This is a genomic window from Alkalicoccobacillus porphyridii (genome assembly GCF_007293315.1).
GTDB classification, from domain to species: domain Bacteria; phylum Bacillota; class Bacilli; order Bacillales; family Bacillaceae_D; genus Alkalicoccobacillus; species Alkalicoccobacillus porphyridii.
The window spans coordinates 34,202-54,575 of the sequence record NZ_VLXZ01000014.1; the positions used below are offsets into that span (position 1 = coordinate 34,202).

A 20,374-nucleotide genomic window follows, 5' to 3' on the forward strand; every position below is an offset into this window, starting at 1 on the left:
CCGAATGAGAAAATAGGTTTTTGTTGTTTAGATAGCGATTTCCATCGTCACTTTATCTCCATGCTGATAATCTTGGAGAATAAAATCATCAATAGTGAAATCATAAAATGAACGGACTTCTGGGTTTATCCATAGATTTGGTGTGGGATATGATGTCCGATTTACTTGTTCGACTAGTGGTTCAATATGACGTTCATAGATATGGGCATCACCAATATGGAAAATGTATTCGCCTAGCTCATAGCCCGTTACTTGAGCGATCATTCTTTGCAAGACATTGTATTGAAATACGTTAAATGGATTTCCTAAACCCATATCATTTGAGCGACAACGAACCTCAAGATGAAGCTTATTTGCTTTTACGTGCCACTGCGTCTCGTAAACACAAGGCGTTAGCGACATCTCATCAAGTTCATCCGGATTCCACAGCATCGTAATATGCCGACGCGAGGATGGATTAGAAACTAGCTCCTGAATTAAATAATCAACCTGATCTAACAAGATAGTATCTTTAGAATCCGATGCATTTCTTGGGTCAAGTAAATCTTGACGAAGCTTATCTACAGGATATTTACGATTTCTTTTAGCCAACTGATAGCCATACGCTTTTCCAATTGTTCCGTCTTCCTGCTCCCACTCGTTCCAAATTTTCACGTTCGTCTGCCGAAGCTCTTCCACTCGGTTTGATTTCTTTTGCCAAATCCAAAGTAATTCCCGAATCGCCGTCTTCCAGGCAACTTTTTTTGTTGTGAGAATAGGCAGCTGTTCATTTGTAAACCGCATTGATTCAGACAAAATCGACTTAGTGTAAGCGGGTTGCCCATCCTTCCATACCGTACGTACCTGTTCACCCGAATTACTATAACCCTCGTTAATAATCTTATCTATTATTTGTTTATATTGACGATCTGCTTCATTCAAGTTCCTTCACCCCTAAAAAAATCTCTCCTTAGTATATCGTAATGGAGAGATCCTTGCACACCGAATGTGTAGAAGCTATTAATCTTTATATGGGTCAAACTCATTGGCGCCAGCCATACAAACTCCAATTGGACGAAGTATATGCTTCACATCAAGTGTATCTTTATGTGCTTTTAATACTGTTTTGAGCTTTTTATATACAAACGGACTTTCATCTGTACCTCCCCCACGAAGTTCAACTCCATACGAAGTTAAAGCGTCCTTCATCTGCTTAGGTGAGATCTCTCCACCACGCCGTTGCTTTGTTTTCCAGTTCATTTTTCCTGCTGCTTGGGTGCGGCTCATGATTCGACCAGCACCATGAACAGTACTGTAATAAGCTGCTTTGTTTTCCTCTGTATCCTTGCCTTGTACAATAACCGATTCATCACCCATGCTTCCACCAATGAAACCCCACTGCCCAGGAGCATTTGGCGTTGCACCCTTCCGAACAACCACCACTTCTTTGCCATTATGTGTTTCTTTCCAAGCAAAATTATGATGATTATGTACTGTAAACGTAGCATGAGCCCTTAAGATACTAAGTACTTTATCGATCACATAATCACGACCTGCATACGCATATCGACCAGCTAATGTCATTGCCTGAAAGTACATGTCTCCTAAATCCGAATCCAGTTCAAATAAAGTCGGGACATCCTCCATCCTTTCGCCACCCACCTTATCATGAAACGCCTTTCCTTTTGCTAGATTCAAAAAGCCACTCGCTGTTTTGTGACCAAAACCACGGCTCCCAAAATGATTGGCAATCCAAATCTGGTTGGTCGCTTCCTCAACAAATAGATCAACAAAATGATTTCCACTTCCAACTGTACCCAGCTGTTTTCTAGCTAGTTCGAGAAAAGTGTCTCGAGTACTCGCATCAATCTCATCAAATAATTGCCAAGAAGCATCGTCGAATAGTTCGTGGTCGACAGTCTCTTGATTTTGTCTTCCTATACCAAATGAAATCGTTTGTGCGATCTCATCCATTATTTTAGGAAGTTTTCGTTTTATATCCTTAAGCGTTACATCTGTTCGAACCGCTTTGTTGCCACAGCCAATGTCATAACCTACACCAGAAGGAGAAATCTGGCCATCATACACCATCACCCCACCTACAGGCTGACTATACCCTTTATGGTGATCAGCCATCAGCAAGCTTTGAACCACACGTCCATGACTTGCACATGTTACGGCCTGATCAACGGCACTATCTAGTGGGCTTCCCCATACTCGTACCGAGCGAATGTCTTGATACATTTTATTCACCTCAAAGAATTTGAATTCATATCATCATACCATAAAATGACATAAAAAAATTCGACCAACAACAGTACAATTGTCATTAGTCGAATGTAGGTCAATCAATAGAAGATCTACTTATCGATTATCTATTTTCTCTGGATACAAATCATGATTCATTAGACGATGGTCAGCCATTTGTTCAAACTTGGTACCAGGCTTCCCATAGTTACAATAAGGATCAATACTAATCCCGCCGCGTGGGGTGAATTTCCCCCAAACTTCAATGTAACGCGGATCCATTAGCTCAATTAAATCATTCATAATTTTATTCATGCAGTCTTCGTGGAAATCCCCATGATTTCTAAAGCTAAATAGATACAGCTTTAACGATTTACTTTCAACCATCTTCACATCAGGAATGTAGCTGATATAAATAGCAGCGAAATCTGGTTGCCCTGTAATTGGGCACAGAGATGTAAATTCCGGACAGTTAAATTTCACAAAGTAGTCGCGGTTTGGATGCTGATTTTCAAATACTTCAAGAATTCCTGGGTTGTATTCCACTTCATATTTAGTACCTTGGTTACCTAGAAGCGTAACTCCCTCTAACTCTTCCTGCTGTCTTCCACTCATTTGATTTCCTCCTTAAACACCGCGTTTATTGCCCCAGACAAGGGTATGAAGCTGTGGTAACACGCGGGCATTATTCATTGTGACTGAAGCCACAGCCTTATCAATCAACCATTCATATTTTTCAAGCAGATCCGAAACCAATGCTTGATCATTTGTTGTTGTTGCATCTTCATTCCCAACCTGTAAATAAAACGGGAACCCCGGGTAACGCAAATGAATGTCCTCTGCATAGGCAAAATCGGTATCGTCAAAAACTACAACTTTCAAACTTGCCTGTTCTTTAGATAATCGATCGTAAAAAACATCAAGCTTAGTAAAATCCGTTATCATTCCTGAACTAGGGGGCTTTGGAGAAATAGTAATATCCGTAATCTCTTTTAACCAGTCCTGCCAGAACGTACCTTGAGTCTCTACTGCTGTTTGAATATTTTCTCTAGAGAGCAAATCAATTAATTTGCCGATGCCTTTATGCAATGCGGGATTTCCTCCAGAAATCGTGACATGAGAAAATTGATCGCCACCGATTTCTTTAAGCTGAGCGACTATATCCTCAGCTGTCATTGCTGTACTTGAACCAGTGCCATCCCATGTAAAGCTTGAGTCACACCAAGAGCACTTATAATCACAGCCACCCGTACGCACAAACATCGTTTTTTTTCCGATGACCATGCCTTCTCCTTGAATCGTTGGACCAAAAATCTCCATCACAGGAATCTTGCTCATGATGCCCCGCCTTGCTTTGGACGATATACCACATAGCTTGTTGGTGTTTCTCGGACAAGCACTTGGAGACAAACAGGTTTATTTTCAAGTGTGTCTAATTCAGCTTGAACAGCTAGTCCAATTTGACGAGCTACCTCTTCCGTTGTTGGAGGCCGACCGTTAAACTCTTGATGATTATTTAATAATGTGTGGTCATAGCGTTTATGAATAATTGATTTGAGTCTTTTAAAATCAACTAAAAAACCAAGCTCATCTAGATTATCGCCTGCAATCGTCACGTTGATAAAATACGTATGACCATGCATATTCCGGCAATCTCCTGCTCGGTCATCATCAATATAATGAGCAGCAGCCAAATGCATATCTTTATTTAGTTCAAATGTATAGTTATGTGGAACCTGTGGGTAAAATTGCTGAAGCATTAGGCTTGTACCTCCTTCCGACGAAGATAGGCATCAAATCCATTTCTTCGTAAAATACATGAAGGGCATTCGCCACAGCCATCACCACGAATACCGTGATAACAAGTTAATGTTTTTTCTTGAATGTATGAAAGCGCGTCAAGTTGATCAGCCAGCTCCCATGTTTGTTCTTTATTTAACCACATCAGAGGTGTGTGAATCACAAACTGTTCATCCATTGCCAAGTTCAGTGTTACATTAAGTGATTTAATAAACACATCGCGACAATCTGGATATCCGCTAAAATCTGTTTCGCATACGCCTGTAATTAAATGACGGGCTCCCATCTCACGCGCATAAACAGCGGCAAATGAAAGGAATAAATGGTTTCTTCCCGCTACAAATGTAGAAGGTAACTCCCCTTCTTCTCCGTCTTTCACCTCGATGTCAGATCGGGTTAACGCATTGGCAGACAACTGATTAATTAAGCTCATATCTAGAACATGGAAAGACACACCTAGCTCGTCAGCAATCTCACGTGCACATTCAATTTCCTCTGAATGGCGTTGTCCATAATCAAACGTTACGGTATGAACTTCCTTAAATTCTTTTAATGCCCAGAATAAACAGGTCGTGCTATCCTGACCGCCACTGAATACAACAACAGCCTTTTCTTCTTTTATCATCACTCATTCTCCTTTTTTAAGGAAAAAGAGCATTCGTAACCCCATACACAGGAAAAAAACTGGTCCGGTTAACAAACTGAACACAGCCTACCTTAGTTTTTTATAGAGGGAGTTCGCGAACCTCTTATGCCTAATACAACGGCATCCTTACTCTTTTTGTACAGTACTTAGTGTATCATATTAATCAATAATCAGCTATTCTTTTCTCTTTGCTTAAAACTTGGTAATATAGGAGAGAATAGAAATTCAGTTTGTTACATTTGAGGAGGCTTTTTATGTCTTTTGTTAATCAAGTAGAGAAATATGCAGACCTAGCTGTTAAAGTCGGCGTGAACATCCAACAGGGTCAAACGCTTGTCATTCGTACACCATTATTCGCGGCAGATTTTGTACGTATTGTAGCCAAAAAAGCATACGAAGCTGGAGCTGGGCACGTTGAAGTGGAATGGTCAGACGAAGAGATCACTAAGTTGAAATTCCAGCTTGCACCAGATGAATCCTTTCATACATATCCAGAATGGCGAGCTAAAGGTTTAGAAGAGGAAGCGGAAAAGGGCTCTGCATTTTTGAGTATTACAGGAGCAGACCCTGATCTTTTAAAAGGAATGGACCCTTCACGCATTGCTAACGCTAATAAAGCAGCTGGTGCAGCTCTTAATGGATTTAGAAAATATATCACTTCAGATAAAGTCGCATGGTCCATTGTTGCTGTACCGTCTGTTGGTTGGGCTGAGACTGTTTTCCCAGAAGAAAAAGGCGAAGCTGCTGTCGAAAAACTATGGAATGCTATTTTTGCCGCAACCCGTATTGATCAAGCTGATCCTGTTGCAGCATGGAAGGACCATCTTAAAACGTTAGATGAGAAAATGGAGATCTTAAACAAACATCATTTCTCAGCCCTCCATTACACAGCTGACGGGACAGATTTAACCATTGAGCTACCTGAAACTCATCTTTGGGTATCTGGCGGAAGCATTAGCAAAAGCGGCGTTGACTTTGTCGCAAACATGCCTACAGAAGAAGTGTTCACTGCAGCTAAGAAAACAGGCGTTAATGGACATGTCACAAGTACAAAGCCACTGAGCTACGGCGGATCACTTATTGAAGACTTCACATTAACCTTTAAAGACGGAAAAATTGTTGAAGCAACCGCAAAAAAAGGCCAAGAAACCTTAGAACATTTGCTTGAAAATGATGAGAACTCTCGTTACATCGGTGAAGTGGCCCTCGTGCCTCACAAATCACCTATTTCTGATACAAACATCATTTTCTTTAACACATTATTTGATGAAAATGCCTCTAACCACCTTGCCATCGGTAGTGCCTATGCCTTTAATATTGAAGGTGGAAAAGAAATGTCTAATGAAGAACTCGAGAAAAACGGCATCAACACCAGCCAAACTCATGTTGACTTCATGGTCGGATCTGCCACTATGGATATTGATGGAATTCAAGAAGATGGCAGCCGTGTCCCTGTCTTCCGTGATGGAAACTGGGCGATCTAAAGATTAACATACAATACTTAAAGCCCCGCACTCCTATTCATTAGTGGTGTGGGGTTGTTTGTTTGCAGTCATGTGTTTAGATTCTTGGTGGTGCGTTTGTTGTTCTTGGTATGCGGGGGTTCTTTCTTGGGAACGGGCTCCTGGGCTTGATAATGCGTTCGCTCCTCTTGGTATGCTGGGCTTCTTTCTTGGTACTGGGCTTCCGGGCTTGGTAATGCGTTCGCTCCTCTTGCTATATTGGTCTTCTTTCTTGGTACTGTGCTCTCGGGCTTGGTAATGCGCTCGCTCCTCTTGGTATACTGAGCTTCTTTCTTGGTACTGTGCTTCCGGGCTTGGTAATCTGATCGTTCCTCTTGGTATACTGGGCTTCTTTCTTGGTACTGGACTTCCGGGCTTGGTAATGCGTTCGCTCCTCTTGGTATGCTGGGCTTCTTTCTTGGTACTGGGCTTCCGGGCTTGGTAATGCGTTCGTTCCTCTTGGTATGTTGGGCTTCTCTCTTGGTAACGGGGCCTGGGCTTGGTGATGTGCTCGGTCCTCTTGGTATGAGGGGCTTCTTTCTTGGTGCCGGGCTCCTGGGCTTGGTAATGTGCTCGGTCCTCTTGGTATGACGGGGTTCTTTCTTGGTACCGGGCTCCTGGGCTTGTTAATGTGCTCGGTCCTCTTGGTATGCCGAGCTTCTTTCTTGGTACTGTGCTTCCAGGCTTGGTAATCTGATCGTTCCTCTTGATATACTGGGCTTCTTTCTTGGTACCGGGCTCCTGGGCTAGGTGATGTGCTCGGTCCTCTTGGTATGCTGGGGTTCTTTCTTGGTACGCTTCTCCCGGGCTTGGTAATGTGGTCGGTCTGCTTGATTTGCCGTGCTTCTTCCTTGGCAAGATACTCCGGTTCTTAATTTACGCTCGCAACCCTTTCTAAGGCACACAAGCTCAAATCTTAGCATTACAATAAACCTCTGAGGATAAATCCTCAGAGGTTTTATAATTACCTACCACTATTTCTTTATGGTTCGAGTCGTTCTCCTCGTCTAAATTCTTGGAATTTTCTTGTTTCACTTACTACGACTCCGGATAGCAGGACTAATCCAATTAAGTTTGGAATGGCCATTAAGGCGTTAAAAATATCAGCAATGCCCCAAACGATGTCTAATTGAGAGGTAGCACCAATAAAGACAACAATGACATAAACAGAGCGATAAATATATGCATTCCGATCTCCAAATAAGTATCCAAAACATTTCTCACCATAATATGACCAGCCTAATACCGTCGTATAAGCAAAGAAGACAATGCCTATCGTCACAATCAGCGCACCATAATTAGGTAGTAACGCTTCGAATGCGACACCGGTTAAGATATCTGAATTGTTACTATCCATGCCAACGTACATTTGACTCATAACTATGACGAGCCCTGTGATCGTACAAACGATCATGGTATCTAAAAATGTTCCAGTCATTGACACAAGTGCCTGACGTCCTGGATAGTCTGTTTTGGCTGCAGCTGCGGCTATAGGTGCAGAACCTAAACCAGCTTCATTTGAGAATACACCACGAGCCACCCCGTAACGTATAGCTGTTCCTAATATCCCTCCAGCTACTGACTCGCCTGTAAAGGCATCGGTAATAATCATACCAAATGCTTGAGGAACGAGATTAAAGTTCATTACTATAATAATCAAACCGCCAAGCAAATAAAATATTGCCATAAATGGAACGATCACAGAAGCAAATTTGGCAATACTCTTTATACCGCCTAGTAAAACCAGTGCTGTAAGAATGGTTAAGACAATGCCAGTTACCCAAGGGGCCACACCAAACGTAGAGTTAATTGAACCTGCTACCGTATTGGACTGAGTCATGTTTCCAATCCCAAAAGAAGCTAAAAATCCAAACAATGCAAAAAGAACAGCAAGCCATTTCCAACCTAGTCCTTTTTCTATGTAATACATCGGGCCGCCCGAAATCTCGCCTTTTTCGTTGACTACACGGTATTTTACAGCCAAAATGGCTTCTGCATATTTTGTAGCCATTCCAAAAAAGGCAGCTGCCCACATCCAGAAGATGGCGCCAATTCCTCCCATTAATACGGCTGAAGCAACACCTGCCATATTACCTATTCCAAGGGTGGCTGCCATTGCCGTCATTAGCGATTGAAAATGAGAAATATCCCCTTTTTCATCTTTGCTTTTATCTGATTTGGTAAATACAAGTTTTAATGCATAAGGTAATTGAAAAATCTGTAGAAAGCCTAATCTCACCGTTAATAGGATACCTGTTCCCACAATTAATATTAATGTTGCCGGTCCCCAGACAAGATCCCCGATGTCACCTACTAGTTGACTAAACCAATCCATCCAATTCTCCTCCCGTTGAAACAGCCTCTTTATATAAACATCTAGTCTACGTATTTCCCACCTCCCAGTCAATATCTTTGTCATATAATTCGACACAAATCTTCATTCCCCTTCAAGAAATACGTGGTATAAGATCCAATCAGAGGTTATTATGACGAATCTATATAGAAAAACCCCCTCTCACAGATGGTTGTGAAAGGGGGTTTTTATCACCTTTAATGTTTAACTGTAAAACCTTCTTCTTCATTTCGTGCATCCCTAATCTGATGCTGAATGTGTTCTACTTTAGCAAAGCGATTTTTTGTTTTAATTGCTTCTAGAAATGCATCAAATTGTTGATCATCCCCTTCAGCTTCAAGTTCTACGGTTCCGTCTGGAAGATTTCGAACCCATCCAGCCAATCCATAGTGCTGAGCTTGTTCCTGCGTGAAATATCGAAATCCGACTCCTTGAACTTTCCCTTCCACAATTAAATGATGTCGTTTATTCATTAGACTCACCTCAGCTTTAGTCTTTATAGTTATATTTGACCTTTCTAGCTGATTGCTAAACATCAAATGACTTGAGGATATGAATAGATTGTTCAATATTAAGATGACCCGTTTCCATCAATTTATTTGAATTAGCTTGCGTGGTCACGGAACCGCTTATTAATAATTTTTTGACTGCATCAGGTGATAAGGTTCGGTTGTAATGTAATAGTAAGGCCACTGCCCCAGCACAGATAGGTGTTGACATTGATGTTCCTGACATTTTTGAATAATGCTTGTCAATCCGGTTCTTTTTCTCTAATCGATCAATATAAGATCCAGGAACTCGTAAAGAGATAACATCTACACCCTGAACCAGTATATCTGGCTTTGGTTTTCCATATATCGTCGGTCCACGACTAGAGAAGTCAGCGGTTTCTGCTGGATAGATGGTATCGTCTAATGCACCAACCGTTATGGCCCTTTCACTAACTCCTGGACTTGAGATTGTACATCTTTCGGGACCACTGTTACCGGCAGCAATGAGTACGGTAATGCCTGACCGCCAGGCGGCTTCAACCATTTTTACAAGTGGGTCTTCATTCTCATGTGCATATTTCATCGCATGGGTACCTAATGATAGGGAAATAATCTGAATTGGATTTTCTTTATGAGTTTGATTAAATTTAATGCACCAATCCAGTCCTTGTATAATCCGCTCAATGGTTCCTGTTCCTGTTCGATCAAGAACCTTTATGGCAATGATGTCGGCTTCAGGAGCTAATGATTTATATTTCCCTTTAGAAAGATGACCATTTCCAGCTGCATTTCCTGCACAATGCGTACCATGACCATTGTCATCGTAAGGGCGTGTTCGATTGTTTACAAAATCTACAAATGCACGTAGTCTACCTTGCAAATCCTCATGTTCATAAACACCTGTATCAATAATAGCTATCGTTACACCTTTGCCAGTTAATTTAGATGTATTGAAGAAAGAACTAGGTTCATGTACGTTGATGTCCTGATGTGCTCCACCCGTATCAAGTGCTTTAATCATTCGATTAAGATAGACTTTTTTCACCTGACTACATTGTGTAATTAACATCTCTAAACCGTCCGGTGTGATAAGTGCACTGCAACAATCAATGTGTGCAAATTCATTTTTGATCGCGCATTTAGTGTTGAGTTGAAATAAATGCTCCACAATCATTTTGTTAAAAAAGAAGGGATTAGGCTCAAATTCGATAATAACCGAGAGTTTTTTTTTACTACGAATACATTTTTCTATAAACCCATGTAAAAAACATGGTACGAATCGAAGTGGTTTATATAAGCTAATTATGGCATCGCGTAATGGTCTATCCAGTTTAACTGAATGACCTCTCACAAATTTAACCATAGAATAATGAAACATTATATACCCCCATTCTACCCTCCATTCCTTATAGATTATGTCTAGAACCAATGTTGGACCGGATGTTTGTCCTTTATATGTGATAAAAGGCATATGTATCATGTCCTAATTGATTTCTTAAATAATTTATATGTAAGGGTTTTCAAATCACATCAAATGGGGTATACTACAAATATCACAAATTAGACACAACTTGGACACCAGTTGTTCATATATTAAATAAATGAGCAAAACAAAGGAGATGGATAAAATGGGAGTATTCTTTTTCTATATGTTTGTTGCTAGTGCTACTCCTCTATTTCTGTGGATTGAGTATCATAAAATTGCGGTTGCAAGTATTCCTGGGATTTTTGCTATGTGGATTCTTGGTTCCATATATATCATTAGCCCTTCATGGTGGTTAGAAGCATGGTTTATCTTTACATTTGCAGTAAATGTTATCCTCGCCCATTGGGCCGCCATTGTACTTTATGGAATGCCTTTCATCAGAGCTAGAAGACTTCAAAGCCAGCCAAAACGAGTGATCTAAAAAAAACCATTCGGACGATGTCCGAATGGTTTTTCTTTTGCTTATTCATGCTGCGGTAAATGAATCCCAAATTCTAATACAAAGTATGAGCCCATCACAATCACCACTGCGATAAAGATAGCAAAGATTGTGTGACCAGCTTGAGTAAAACCATCTTTTCCTTCACGCATATGCATAAACATGAAAAGCTGGACTCCTGCTTGAACAAAAGCAAACAAAAATATAATGATGATTTTGGCCAAGGTCGAAAACTCTGTATAAAGCGCAATCCAGACAGCAAATAATGTTAATACAATTGATCCAATAAACCCAATAATATGTGACCAAGGTGTATGAGATTTTTCTTGACTCATCCTATAATCCCCCCAGACCCATTAGGTATACACCAGTAAAGATAAAGATCCAAATAACATCAAGGAAATGCCAATACAAGCTAGCGATAAATACCTTAGATGCTGTTCTTGGTGTAAAGCCGCGGCGTTTCACCTGAATTAGTAACAGTATAATCCAACCAATACCTACGGACACGTGTAAGCCATGTGTTCCAAGAAGAACAAAGAAAGCTGACCAGAAAGCACTGGTTGAAAGAGTTGCCCCTTCATGGGCATAGTGCCAGAACTCATAGATTTCAAATCCAACGAATCCAAGACCTAGCGCCAAGGTCGCCATCATCCATATCATAAACTGTTTTTGCCTGCCAGCTCGCATCGCATGAATCGCTAAGCCGCAAGTAAAACTACTTGTTAATAACAGGAAAGTCATGACCAACACTAAAGGTAAATCAAATAAATGTTCAGCTGCTATTCCACCAGCTGTTCTATTAACAAGAACAAAATAAGTTGCAAATAGCGTTGAAAAGAGGGCGAATTCCGCTCCAATGAAAATCCAAAATCCTAGGATATTATAACGTCCTTCAGTAGATTGGAATTCTAGCGGTTCATTTGCATATTCCGCATCTTCAGCGTGGGCCATTTATTTCGCCTCCCTTGCGCGTTTTTCAGTTTCTTCTACTTCTTCTGCACTTACATAGTAACCATCATTATAATCAAAGGAACGGAATGCCATACAAGCGAAGATCCCTATTCCACCAACAATTCCTACCCAATACCATTCAAATACTAATCCAAATCCAGCTACGAACATAAAGCAAGACATCACAAATCCTAGACCTGTGTTACTAGGCATATGAATTTTATCATATTTCTCAATTTCATTTGGATTGTGTCCTTCTTCTTTCATATTCCAGAAAGCATCCATTGATTTAATTTCAGGTATTTTTGCAAAGTTATAAAATGGTGGTACAGCCGACGAAGTCGCCCATTCAAGTGTACGCCCATGCTTCCACGAGTCTCCACTTGTTTCTCTTGGGGAGTAACGGAAGCTGTAATAAATGTTATACACAAAGATGACAAACGCTAATCCCATAATAAAGGCACCCAATGTAGAGATAAAGTTTAGAGCAAACCAGCCATCCTCTACTCCATAGGTATTAATTCGTCTTGGCATACCATTTAGTCCCAAGAAATATTGCGGGAAGAAACAGATATTAAAACCGGCAACAAATATCCAGAAGAACCATTTTCCGATTCGTTCATTTAACTTATGACCAAACATTTTAGGATACCAGAAAATCAAACCTGCAAAACACGCAAATACAGTGGCTGCAATTAATACGTAATGGAAATGTGATACTAGGAAATACGTATTATGATATTGATAATCGGCCGCTGCCATCGCAAGCATAACCCCAGTTACCCCACCTATTACAAAGTTTGGAATAAAAGCAAGAGACCAAAGCATAGGTGTTGTAAAACTAATTCGACCCTTATGAAGTGTTAAGAGCCAGTTAAATATCTTAACCCCTGTCGGAATGGAAATCGCCATCGTTGTAATCGAGAAAAACGAGTTAACAACAGCTCCAGCACCCATTGTAAAGAAGTGGTGCACCCATACTAAGAAACTAAGAACAGAGATTGCTACGATTGAATAGACCATCGCATTGTATCCGAACAACTTTTTTCTTGAGAAAGTTGAAATAATCTCTGAGAATATACCAAATGCTGGCAAGGCAACAATATATACTTCAGGGTGTCCCCAAATCCAGAACAAGTTTGCCCAAAGCATCGGCATCCCTCCACTTGTTAACGTGAAGAAATGAGTGCCAAATAGGCGATCAAATGTCATTTGTGCCAGCGCTACTGTTAATACAGGGAACGCTAGTACAATAATCATTGATGTAATTAATACTGTCCATGTGAACATAGGCATCATCATTAATTTCATGCCTTTAGCTCTCATCTTAAAGATGGTAACCATCATATTAACCCCTGTGGCTAGTGTACCAATACCAGAGATCTGTAATGCAAGTAAGTAGTAGTTCTGACCAGGACCAGGGTTTAATTCATTTGAAGCAAGTGGCATGTAGCTGGTCCACCCTGCTGAAGGCGATCCCCCAATAATAAAAGAGATATTAAATAGACCCATTCCAACAAAAAATGTCCAAAAACTTAAGTTATTAAGAAATGGAAATGCTACATCCCTCGCACCAATTTGCAAAGGTACAACCACGTTCATTAAACCAATCAGGAACGGCATCGCCATAAAAATAATCATAATGGTTCCATGAGTGGTAAAGATCTCATTATAGTGTAGAGAATCTAAAAACGTCATATCTGGTGAGGCAAGCTGCGTCCTCATCAGTAAAGCGTCCATTCCTCCACGGAAAAACATCAAAATTGCAACCAGAATATACATAATTCCGATTTTTTTATGGTCAACACTTGTGATCCATTCGTCCCAAAGCCATTTCCATTTTTTGAAGTACGTAAGAACAAATATGGCTCCAATCCCTGAGATCAGGATGGAAATTTGGGCGCCAAGTATAAGTGGATCTCCAGTAATTATAAATTCATCCCATTTCAAATCCAAAAGTAGCGTCCCCTTTCATTTGAAAGTTCCTAACGGCTATTCAATTTCCGCCGAACTTTCAAGTCCTTCTATTTCTAACTCTCCAGTTTCTAATTGCGAAACATGAGGCATTTCAGCCGCTTTACCGGCTCGAGTATGTGGATTTAATGGAATATAGCCCATACGATCCCAAGCATCAAGAGCATACTCAGCGTTTGTAGAGTGGTCGACCCAATCTAAATGGGTTGAGCTAAATGTCATCTCCGTAGAAGTACCAGGAACCATTAGCTTGTCATATTCTTCAGGAGTAAGCTCTGGAGCATTCTCCTGTGTCTCTTCTACCCAACTATCGAAATCTTCTTGCTCAAATGCGTGAACATCAAACGTTTGCTGAGCAAATCCATCTCCGGTGTAGTTAGCATTTCGTCCGCCATATGTGCCGACGTGATCAGCCTGTAGAAAGAGCTGCGTCTCCATGCCAGCCATATTGTATTTCTGGCCACCTAACTGAGGAATCCACATTGCAGCCATCGAATCAGCAGAAGTTAATCTAAATAAAATCGGTCGATCCGTTGGTATATTAAGATAATTAATAGTCTCAATATCCTCCTCAGGATAACTAAAGATCCATTTCCAATTGACACTTGTCGCATGGACAACAAGAGGTTCCTTGTGAGCTGTTGCTTCAGGGGCCTCCTCCAGTTCAAAAATGGTCATTATAGTAGGTACTGATAGAATGATAACAATAATGACAGGTATGACGGTCCAAATAATTTCTAGCTTGTGACTTCCTTCAATATCAGGTTGATAACCTTTATGATCTTCTCGCTCTCTATATTTTACTAATATAACTGTTAGCAGAACAAAAACTACTAAAACAATTAATAGCATGAACCCAATAGAGAACCAAATCAGCCATGCTTGCGACTCTGCAACCGGGCCTTTTGGATCCAATACTCTCATATTTCCACAACCGCTCAAAAAGAGGCATAGCGAAAGGAACGCCAGCCATTTAAGAGATTTTCCACTTTTCAGCAAAGGTATCACCTTTCTTCCTAAGACATAATTACATTTCATTTTGTGAACCCTTGAACATACCTTTCATTGTTTATATCCTACCACATAATACGATAAGTAAGGGTAGAATTCACACAAACCCTCACAAAACTATCACAATTAATGTAATGAAAATTGATAAGTTCGACACATATTTGCCAGCACATGCCAACAGGTGGAAATAGGTACCGCTTTCAACCAATATCATCTACGTATACATACCCTCATCCTATAAAAAAAAACTCCGTCTTAGCTCCCGAAATTAAATGGGAACATAGACAGAGCTTGTTTACTAACTAAATAGCTTCCAATCGTATACGCTTCAAGTTCATCTTGTAAAGAAGATTTAAAATCACCATGATTATAAAAGGCTAGCTCATAATCATCCTCAATTGGTACATCATTAAACGCTTGATTCAAGAAATTTGCGGTCTCATTTATTCCTTGCTTACCATTCTGCATCACTTCAAAAAATGATATAAACCCATGCATTACACCATTGTAGCGAGTAGCCGTTACCGGTACCCCTGAATCAGCTAACTTCTGGGCATATGCCTCTCCTTCGTCTCGCAACGGATCAAATTCTGCCGTGATCACAAGCGTCTTAGGCATTCCAGTAAGATCAGCTTCCAAAGGGGAGCTGTAGGGTGATTGCCACATTTCTTCATTCGGAGTATATGAATCTCTAGCAAGCTCCATTACATGACGCGAAAGGAGATAATATCCGCTTGAGTATACATCTCTTGAATGAAATTCTTTATCTAAGAAGGTAGTAAGCGGATAAAGTAATGCTTCCGCTTTAATTTCCGGTCCGTTTTGATCACGGGACATCATAGCAACAGCCGTGGCCACATTGCCACCAGCGCTATCACCAGCGAGTGCAATATTTTCAACGTCTCCACCTAACTCTTCTGCAGAATCGTACGTCCAATTTAAAGCATCATATCCATCAAAAATTGCCGTAGGAAACGGATAATCAGGTGCCAAACGATACTCTACTGCAATGACGATACTATTTGTCTTAGAGGCAAGGGAGCGAATGATATTATCATGAGTATCAATATTTCCATAGCCTTTCATAAAGGCTCCACCATGGAAATAAAGAACGATTGGGTGTTCTCCCTCTTCTTTAGGTTTATAAACCCTTGCTTTAATTGAACTATTATCAGATGTGGGGATATCCACAAGACTTCTCTCAAAACGTGAAGTTCCCTTGGCCGCAAGAAACGAAGGTGCTTTTAGATCTGTAGGCAATAAATTATTGTAGACAGCATGTAATATAACCGCGGTTTTTACCGGCACTTTTCCAGCTTCAGTATGGGTCCAAGCCTGAACCGTAATGGTCATGGCTAACAATAATAAAACGACTCCAAGTAAAACAGACGAAAAAACAATCATTGCTTTACGAAACAACACCTTCAACGGTCATCTCTCCTGTTTCATCGATTTCGCTTTATTATATCAGAATAACCATAAAATGTTATGTTTTTTTAGATATTTTTTTAGATTGTCACATAATTGTGTTATTTATGAATACTCAATTGTTCAGCGTCCAATTTGATTCTATAAATTCATCGCGACCCGACTTACTTCGATCTTCTTTATAAGCTTTTTTCTGCTTTTTATAAAAATCTTGATGTTCTTCTTCAGCGGGATAAAAAACGCTCGCTGGCAAAATCTCTGTTACAATGGGGTTTTTGAATCGTCCACTTTCGGCTAGATCAAGCTTAGACTGCTGCGCACGCTCTTGTTGCGCCTCTGTGTGATAAAAAATAGCTGCTTTATATTGACTTCCTCTATCTTGAAATTGACCACCTGCATCTGTTGGATCAATTTGAACCCAAAATAGTGATAATAACTTCTCATAAGAGAATAGCTTAGGGTTATATTCAATCTGGACTGCCTCATAGTGTCCAGTTTCTCCTGTTTTCACCTGTTCATAGATTGGATTTTCAACAACCCCACCTGTGTACCCCGATGTAACGGAAATGATACCAGGAAGCTCATCAAATGGCTGAACCATACACCAAAAACACCCTCCTGCAAATGTAGCTTTTTCCATTTTAATCATTCTCCCTTTTCTTTAATTGCTCCCTTAAGGTGAACACTGCTTTTTCCTTTGATTTTGCCTCAAGCATACAATCTACGTCAGTGGAGCCAGTTACACGCTCTAACCGTTCAAAGTCTTCAAGCCTAATAAGCTCGGCATGGGCAGGATCTGCTTCATGCCGTCTCCCTGAGCTAATATGTACCTTTGGATTCATATCTGTGTGGCTCCAGGTTTGCTTCACCTGTTTAAATAGCTCAAGTAGCTCATCCTCTGTCCTGTTAAAGCACATCTCATGATGAATATCAAAGCACACAATTACCCCACACTGCTGTGAGATATCAAGCACATCCTGTGTATGAAAAACCTTGTCGTCATTTTCTAATCTCAACATATTTTGCACGGATACATCTAGAGAGTTAAAAACGCTAATAAAGGTTTGCTTTGCCTTTTCTTTATCTCCGTATGCTCCACCAGTATGAAGGATGATATCGGGACCCCCAACAGCTTTCAAAAAATCATGATGATACTGTAAATCTTCTTTGGCATTCGTTACGACCTGTTCTCTTGGAGAATTGAGGACTGTATATTGACCAGGATGCATTGACAGACGTAGTGACCATTTTTGTTGAAGGTCTTTAATTTCTGCAAGCGCCTTTTGCACATCATCATCTTCCTGCCACACCCACGTCATTTGTTTATGAGTAGCAAATGGAATCATATCGCTTGAAATTCGAAAAAAATAAATATCATTGTTTATATTCCACTCCAATACGCGTTTAAGTTCTTGAATGTTATGAAGCGTCAGGTCTTTAATGATACTCATCCCGTTTTGTTCCATTGTTTTTAAACGGCATGTCTTAAAGATTGTCGGTAGCGTCAAATTTTGACACGGATAGCCTAAACGCAAAACGTATCCCTTCTTCCTTACTTGGTTGTCTTTAGCGGTTCACTTCAATGGATTCAAACTCAATTTCATCATGATTCCGACTATATTTCACTTTAAGATCATGTTGATTAAAGTACCAAGCATCCTTTTCTTCTACAAAAAATGTAAAATCATCTATCGAAACAGACGCTAAAGGCTGTTCAGGCTTCTCTTGACTTATACCTAGTGAGAATCCACTTTGGAAAGAGCCACATCCTCCGTAGCGTGCAAAAAATCGTATCGTTTTATTCCCATTACCTTCAAATTGTTCCTTAAACCACCGAGCAGCTGGTTTCGTCACTTCAATATTCATCTTTTCTCTCACTCCTCAACGTAGTCGTTATCCTATCATAACAAGATTTTTAATCAAAAACCATGAAAGAGGACTGGTATAAGTGCTATTTTTTTGCATCAAGGCAACTTTTTATTTTTGTTGCATATCTTATTAAAAAGGAGAAGTCTAAATGAGCTACAAAAAAAAAGCTGGGTATGCTGCAATCCTTTTTACATTCGGTCAGATTACAGAATCTCAAAAACAAGCTATGCTTTTATTACCTTTTAAAAATAGCAATAAAAAATGAGTAGGATGGCTTTGTCTGCATTGTGCAGCTATCTTATAACCGACTAGACAACAAAACCACCATGGTATCTTACCTTACTACTACGAAGGCCACTGAAAAAGTCATGTAAGAATAAGCTGACTGATGCCGCTACAGGAGAAGCCTACGCTTTCCGCGGGAGCTACATGTTCACATCCTCTAACGTTCTGACTTACATTTCGCAGTCTTATAAAGATCGTTTTTCAGTGATCTCCCTTCCTACAAAGGTTAGTTTGAAAATGAATGATAAGATATAAAATGACTAAAACTTCTATTATAAAAAAGTGAGTAAAGTCATCAAAGACCTTACCCACTTTTTTTGTGTATTTGTTCTTAGCCCTGTCTTATAGCTTTAGTAATGTATCAACCGTTTCAATTAATGTATTGATTTCCGGCTTACTCACTTGGCCATCTGCTCCAACCTTTTCGCCTTTATGATATAAATCATTTGAAATAATGGAAGAGAAGATAACAACAGGCGTATGCTGCAACCTCGTATCTTCCTTGATTAATTTGGTTAACCGATGTCCATCCATGCTCGGCATTTCAATATCAGTAATGACTAAATCAGGTACAGGCGTTTTTTCTAGACTTAAATCATCCCAAGCAGCTTGTCCATTCTCATACATAGTAATATGAGTAAATCCTGCTTCATCTAACGTTTCTTTTAAAAGCTTTCTTAAGACAGCAGAGTCCTCTGTTACTACAATTTGTTTAGTTGAGCGAGCTTCATTAGGAAGTGTTTTAATCCCTGAGCGCTGCATGCCCGCCTCGGGATGGACTTCTACAACAATTTTTTCGTAATCAAGCATAAATGCTACATATTCTTCCATTTTGACAATTCCACTTACATGACTAAATTCTCCCTGTGATAATTCATTTGGTTTCTCAACCTGGCTCCAGGAGACTCGATGTATTCTTGAAACATTATGTACGCGAAAAGCGACCTTAAGTTTATTTAACTCCGCAATAATAAACTTATGATTCGACACATCTTTATCATCTGTTACTTGAAGAACTGTCGATAAGTTAATAAGCGGAATAATTTCTTCACGAATCCGAATAATGCCCTCTACATAGGAGTGACGATTCGGTGTGGCTGTCACTTCAACGGGCTGAACAATTTCTCTAACCTTTAAAACATTAATCCCGTAAGTTTCCTGACCGATCGTAAACATCACAAGCTCTAATTCATTTGTCCCACTTTCTAACGAAATATCTGATAACTGGGTCATTTCATTTCCCCCATCTATAGGCTTCTGTATAGTCAGCATCATAAGCAAAGACTACCCTCTATATTATCTTTCGGCATTTGTAGTAAGATCATTAAGTATAGTGACTGAAAAAGTCATCTAGAAATGAGCTCATGTGCACCGCTCCGGGAGAAACCAACGCTTTCCACGGGAACGGCTTCAGCCCTTGAAGTGGAAGGACGTCACTTCAATGTCGGTCTGCCTCGTACTGTTCCGGAGTCTCCGTTTTCTCCTTCCGCCCATGTTCCCGATCAGACAAAAGACCAACATTCCTATCTAGGGAAAAGATGTCTTCTTTTTTTGTTCAAAAGATAAATACCAGCATTCCTGGGTAGGAAGTTATCTAGACCCCAAGCGTGTCTCATATATTTAATACCTGCCACACACCAAGCGGACGAAAATGATGGGCCGACACCTGCGGGATTTAAAGGTTCAATGAGATAAATCGACGCAGTCGAGTTAGCTCATTACCTTCCCGCGGTAAGCGCCCCCATTTTCGGGAGCGGTAGCCGAAGAACCGATACTCAGACACCCTCCAAATTCTACTTGTACATATGGCGGTAAGAGCGCCCCATTTTTGGAGCTAAAGACGAAAAAATGAATCATATACGCCCTCTATCATAAAACGTATTGTGGCCTTACTCTCCCGTTATAACATA

The 20,374-nt window shown here is 40.2% G+C and carries 20 protein-coding genes and 1 riboswitch; of the genes, 2 read left to right on the top strand and 18 right to left on the bottom strand.

Features of this window, described 5'->3' with window-relative positions; all coding sequences use genetic code 11:
• Window positions 1-27: 27 nt before the first annotated feature.
• The 6 genes from thyA to queC all read right to left on the bottom strand — a co-directional run bounded on the left by thyA (window position 28) and on the right by queC (window position 4,651).
• Window positions 28-921 (bottom strand): thymidylate synthase, encoded by an 894-nt coding sequence (thyA, locus tag FN960_RS17780; RefSeq protein WP_143850212.1) that lies wholly within the window; start codon window positions 919-921, stop codon window positions 28-30.
• Window positions 922-999: 78 nt separating this feature from the next.
• The gene (locus FN960_RS17785) at window positions 1,000-2,223 is read right to left on the bottom strand and encodes an RtcB family protein (RefSeq protein WP_143850213.1); all 1,224 of its coding nucleotides are present in this window, start codon (window positions 2,221-2,223) and stop codon (window positions 1,000-1,002) included.
• A 120-nt stretch (window positions 2,224-2,343) separates the two neighbouring features.
• A complete protein-coding gene (gene queF, locus FN960_RS17790) occupies window positions 2,344-2,841 on the bottom strand; it encodes a preQ(1) synthase (protein ID WP_143850214.1) in 498 nt (165 codons plus the stop codon).
• A gap of 12 nt (window positions 2,842-2,853) precedes the next feature.
• The gene (gene queE / locus FN960_RS17795) at window positions 2,854-3,564 is read right to left on the bottom strand and encodes a 7-carboxy-7-deazaguanine synthase QueE (RefSeq protein WP_143850215.1); all 711 of its coding nucleotides are present in this window, start codon (window positions 3,562-3,564) and stop codon (window positions 2,854-2,856) included.
• On the bottom strand, window positions 3,561-3,986 hold the full coding sequence (gene queD / locus FN960_RS17800) for a 6-carboxytetrahydropterin synthase QueD (RefSeq protein ID WP_143850216.1): 426 nt from the start codon (window positions 3,984-3,986) through the stop codon (window positions 3,561-3,563). The genes queE and queD overlap by 4 nt, the downstream gene beginning before the upstream one ends.
• Window positions 3,986-4,651 (bottom strand): 7-cyano-7-deazaguanine synthase QueC, encoded by a 666-nt coding sequence (queC, locus tag FN960_RS17805; protein WP_438799899.1) that lies wholly within the window; start codon window positions 4,649-4,651, stop codon window positions 3,986-3,988. Before queC ends, queD begins: the two co-directional genes overlap by 1 nt.
• An 86-nt stretch (window positions 4,652-4,737) precedes the next feature.
• Window positions 4,738-4,781, bottom strand: a riboswitch (PreQ1 riboswitch).
• A gap of 145 nt (window positions 4,782-4,926) precedes the next feature.
• Here queC and FN960_RS17810 point away from each other — a divergent pair.
• On the top strand, window positions 4,927-6,156 hold the full coding sequence (locus FN960_RS17810; RefSeq protein ID WP_143850217.1) for an aminopeptidase: 1,230 nt from the start codon (window positions 4,927-4,929) through the stop codon (window positions 6,154-6,156).
• A gap of 1,000 nt (window positions 6,157-7,156) precedes the next feature.
• Here the strand turns inward: FN960_RS17810 and FN960_RS17815 are convergent.
• From FN960_RS17815 to FN960_RS17825, 3 genes are all read right to left on the bottom strand, one after another.
• Entirely contained in the window at window positions 7,157-8,509 is a 1,353-nt protein-coding gene (locus tag FN960_RS17815) for an alanine/glycine:cation symporter family protein (protein WP_143850218.1), read from the bottom strand.
• A 215-nt stretch (window positions 8,510-8,724) separates the two neighbouring features.
• Window positions 8,725-9,000: an acylphosphatase gene (locus FN960_RS17820; RefSeq protein ID WP_143850219.1), complete on the bottom strand. Its 276-nt coding sequence runs from the start codon at window positions 8,998-9,000 to the stop codon at window positions 8,725-8,727.
• Window positions 9,001-9,055: 55 nt separating this feature from the next.
• Window positions 9,056-10,396 carry a S8 family peptidase gene (locus FN960_RS17825; RefSeq protein WP_185971095.1) on the bottom strand — a complete coding sequence of 447 codons (1,341 nt, stop codon included), beginning with the start codon at window positions 10,394-10,396 and terminating at the stop codon, window positions 9,056-9,058.
• Between the two features lie 250 nt (window positions 10,397-10,646).
• Here FN960_RS17825 and FN960_RS17830 point away from each other — a divergent pair, with 250 nt between their 5' ends.
• Entirely contained in the window at window positions 10,647-10,925 is a 279-nt protein-coding gene (locus FN960_RS17830) for a spore morphogenesis/germination protein YwcE (RefSeq protein WP_143850221.1), read from the top strand.
• 41 nt (window positions 10,926-10,966) lie between these two features.
• On the opposite strand, the gene qoxD is transcribed toward FN960_RS17830, so the two are convergent.
• From qoxD to FN960_RS17875, 9 genes are all read right to left on the bottom strand, one after another.
• Window positions 10,967-11,278, bottom strand: coding sequence for a cytochrome aa3 quinol oxidase subunit IV (gene qoxD / locus FN960_RS17835; protein WP_143850222.1), 312 nt, complete (start codon window positions 11,276-11,278; stop codon window positions 10,967-10,969).
• A gap of 1 nt (window position 11,279) precedes the next feature.
• On the bottom strand, window positions 11,280-11,897 hold the full coding sequence (gene qoxC, locus FN960_RS17840) for a cytochrome aa3 quinol oxidase subunit III (protein WP_143850223.1): 618 nt from the start codon (window positions 11,895-11,897) through the stop codon (window positions 11,280-11,282).
• A complete protein-coding gene (qoxB, locus tag FN960_RS17845) occupies window positions 11,898-13,853 on the bottom strand; it encodes a cytochrome aa3 quinol oxidase subunit I (RefSeq protein ID WP_143850224.1) in 1,956 nt (651 codons plus the stop codon). It abuts the gene before it with no gap.
• A 36-nt stretch (window positions 13,854-13,889) separates the two neighbouring features.
• Window positions 13,890-14,870 carry a cytochrome aa3 quinol oxidase subunit II gene (qoxA, locus tag FN960_RS17850; protein ID WP_260682059.1) on the bottom strand — a complete coding sequence of 327 codons (981 nt, stop codon included), beginning with the start codon at window positions 14,868-14,870 and terminating at the stop codon, window positions 13,890-13,892.
• A 267-nt stretch (window positions 14,871-15,137) separates the two neighbouring features.
• The gene (locus FN960_RS17855; protein WP_260682060.1) at window positions 15,138-16,304 is read right to left on the bottom strand and encodes an alpha/beta hydrolase; all 1,167 of its coding nucleotides are present in this window, start codon (window positions 16,302-16,304) and stop codon (window positions 15,138-15,140) included.
• Between the two features lie 121 nt (window positions 16,305-16,425).
• Complete coding sequence (gene msrA / locus FN960_RS17860; protein ID WP_143850226.1) at window positions 16,426-16,950, bottom strand: peptide-methionine (S)-S-oxide reductase MsrA; 525 nt, start codon at window positions 16,948-16,950, stop codon at window positions 16,426-16,428.
• A gap of 1 nt (window position 16,951) precedes the next feature.
• Window positions 16,952-17,845: a UV DNA damage repair endonuclease UvsE gene (gene uvsE / locus FN960_RS17865; protein ID WP_143850227.1), complete on the bottom strand. Its 894-nt coding sequence runs from the start codon at window positions 17,843-17,845 to the stop codon at window positions 16,952-16,954.
• Between the two features lie 31 nt (window positions 17,846-17,876).
• Window positions 17,877-18,176 (bottom strand): HesB/YadR/YfhF family protein, encoded by a 300-nt coding sequence (locus tag FN960_RS17870; protein WP_143850228.1) that lies wholly within the window; start codon window positions 18,174-18,176, stop codon window positions 17,877-17,879.
• A 630-nt stretch (window positions 18,177-18,806) separates the two neighbouring features.
• Window positions 18,807-19,697: a chemotaxis protein gene (locus FN960_RS17875; protein WP_143850229.1), complete on the bottom strand. Its 891-nt coding sequence runs from the start codon at window positions 19,695-19,697 to the stop codon at window positions 18,807-18,809.
• Window positions 19,698-20,374 lie beyond the last annotated feature (677 nt).

Coding starts and splice junctions, on each gene's coding strand:
- FN960_RS17785 (WP_143850213.1), bottom strand. CDS start 2,223: ATGTATCAAGACATTCGCTCGGTACGAGTATGGGGAAGCCCACTAGAT.
- queF (WP_143850214.1), bottom strand. CDS start 2,841: ATGAGTGGAAGACAGCAGGAAGAGTTAGAGGGAGTTACGCTTCTAGGT.
- queE (WP_143850215.1), bottom strand. CDS start 3,564: ATGAGCAAGATTCCTGTGATGGAGATTTTTGGTCCAACGATTCAAGGA.
- queD (WP_143850216.1), bottom strand. CDS start 3,986: ATGCTTCAGCAATTTTACCCACAGGTTCCACATAACTATACATTTGAA.
- queC (WP_438799899.1), bottom strand. CDS start 4,651: ATGATAAAAGAAGAAAAGGCTGTTGTTGTATTCAGTGGCGGTCAGGAT.
- FN960_RS17810 (WP_143850217.1), top strand. CDS start 4,927: ATGTCTTTTGTTAATCAAGTAGAGAAATATGCAGACCTAGCTGTTAAA.
- FN960_RS17815 (WP_143850218.1), bottom strand. CDS start 8,509: ATGGATTGGTTTAGTCAACTAGTAGGTGACATCGGGGATCTTGTCTGG.
- FN960_RS17820 (WP_143850219.1), bottom strand. CDS start 9,000: ATGAATAAACGACATCATTTAATTGTGGAAGGGAAAGTTCAAGGAGTC.
- FN960_RS17825 (WP_185971095.1), bottom strand. CDS start 10,396: ATGTTTCATTATTCTATGGTTAAATTTGTGAGAGGTCATTCAGTTAAA.
- FN960_RS17830 (WP_143850221.1), top strand. CDS start 10,647: ATGGGAGTATTCTTTTTCTATATGTTTGTTGCTAGTGCTACTCCTCTA.
- qoxD (WP_143850222.1), bottom strand. CDS start 11,278: ATGAGTCAAGAAAAATCTCATACACCTTGGTCACATATTATTGGGTTT.
- qoxC (WP_143850223.1), bottom strand. CDS start 11,897: ATGGCCCACGCTGAAGATGCGGAATATGCAAATGAACCGCTAGAATTC.
- msrA (WP_143850226.1), bottom strand. CDS start 16,950: ATGGAAAAAGCTACATTTGCAGGAGGGTGTTTTTGGTGTATGGTTCAG.
- FN960_RS17870 (WP_143850228.1), bottom strand. CDS start 18,176: ATGAATATTGAAGTGACGAAACCAGCTGCTCGGTGGTTTAAGGAACAA.
- FN960_RS17875 (WP_143850229.1), bottom strand. CDS start 19,697: ATGACCCAGTTATCAGATATTTCGTTAGAAAGTGGGACAAATGAATTA.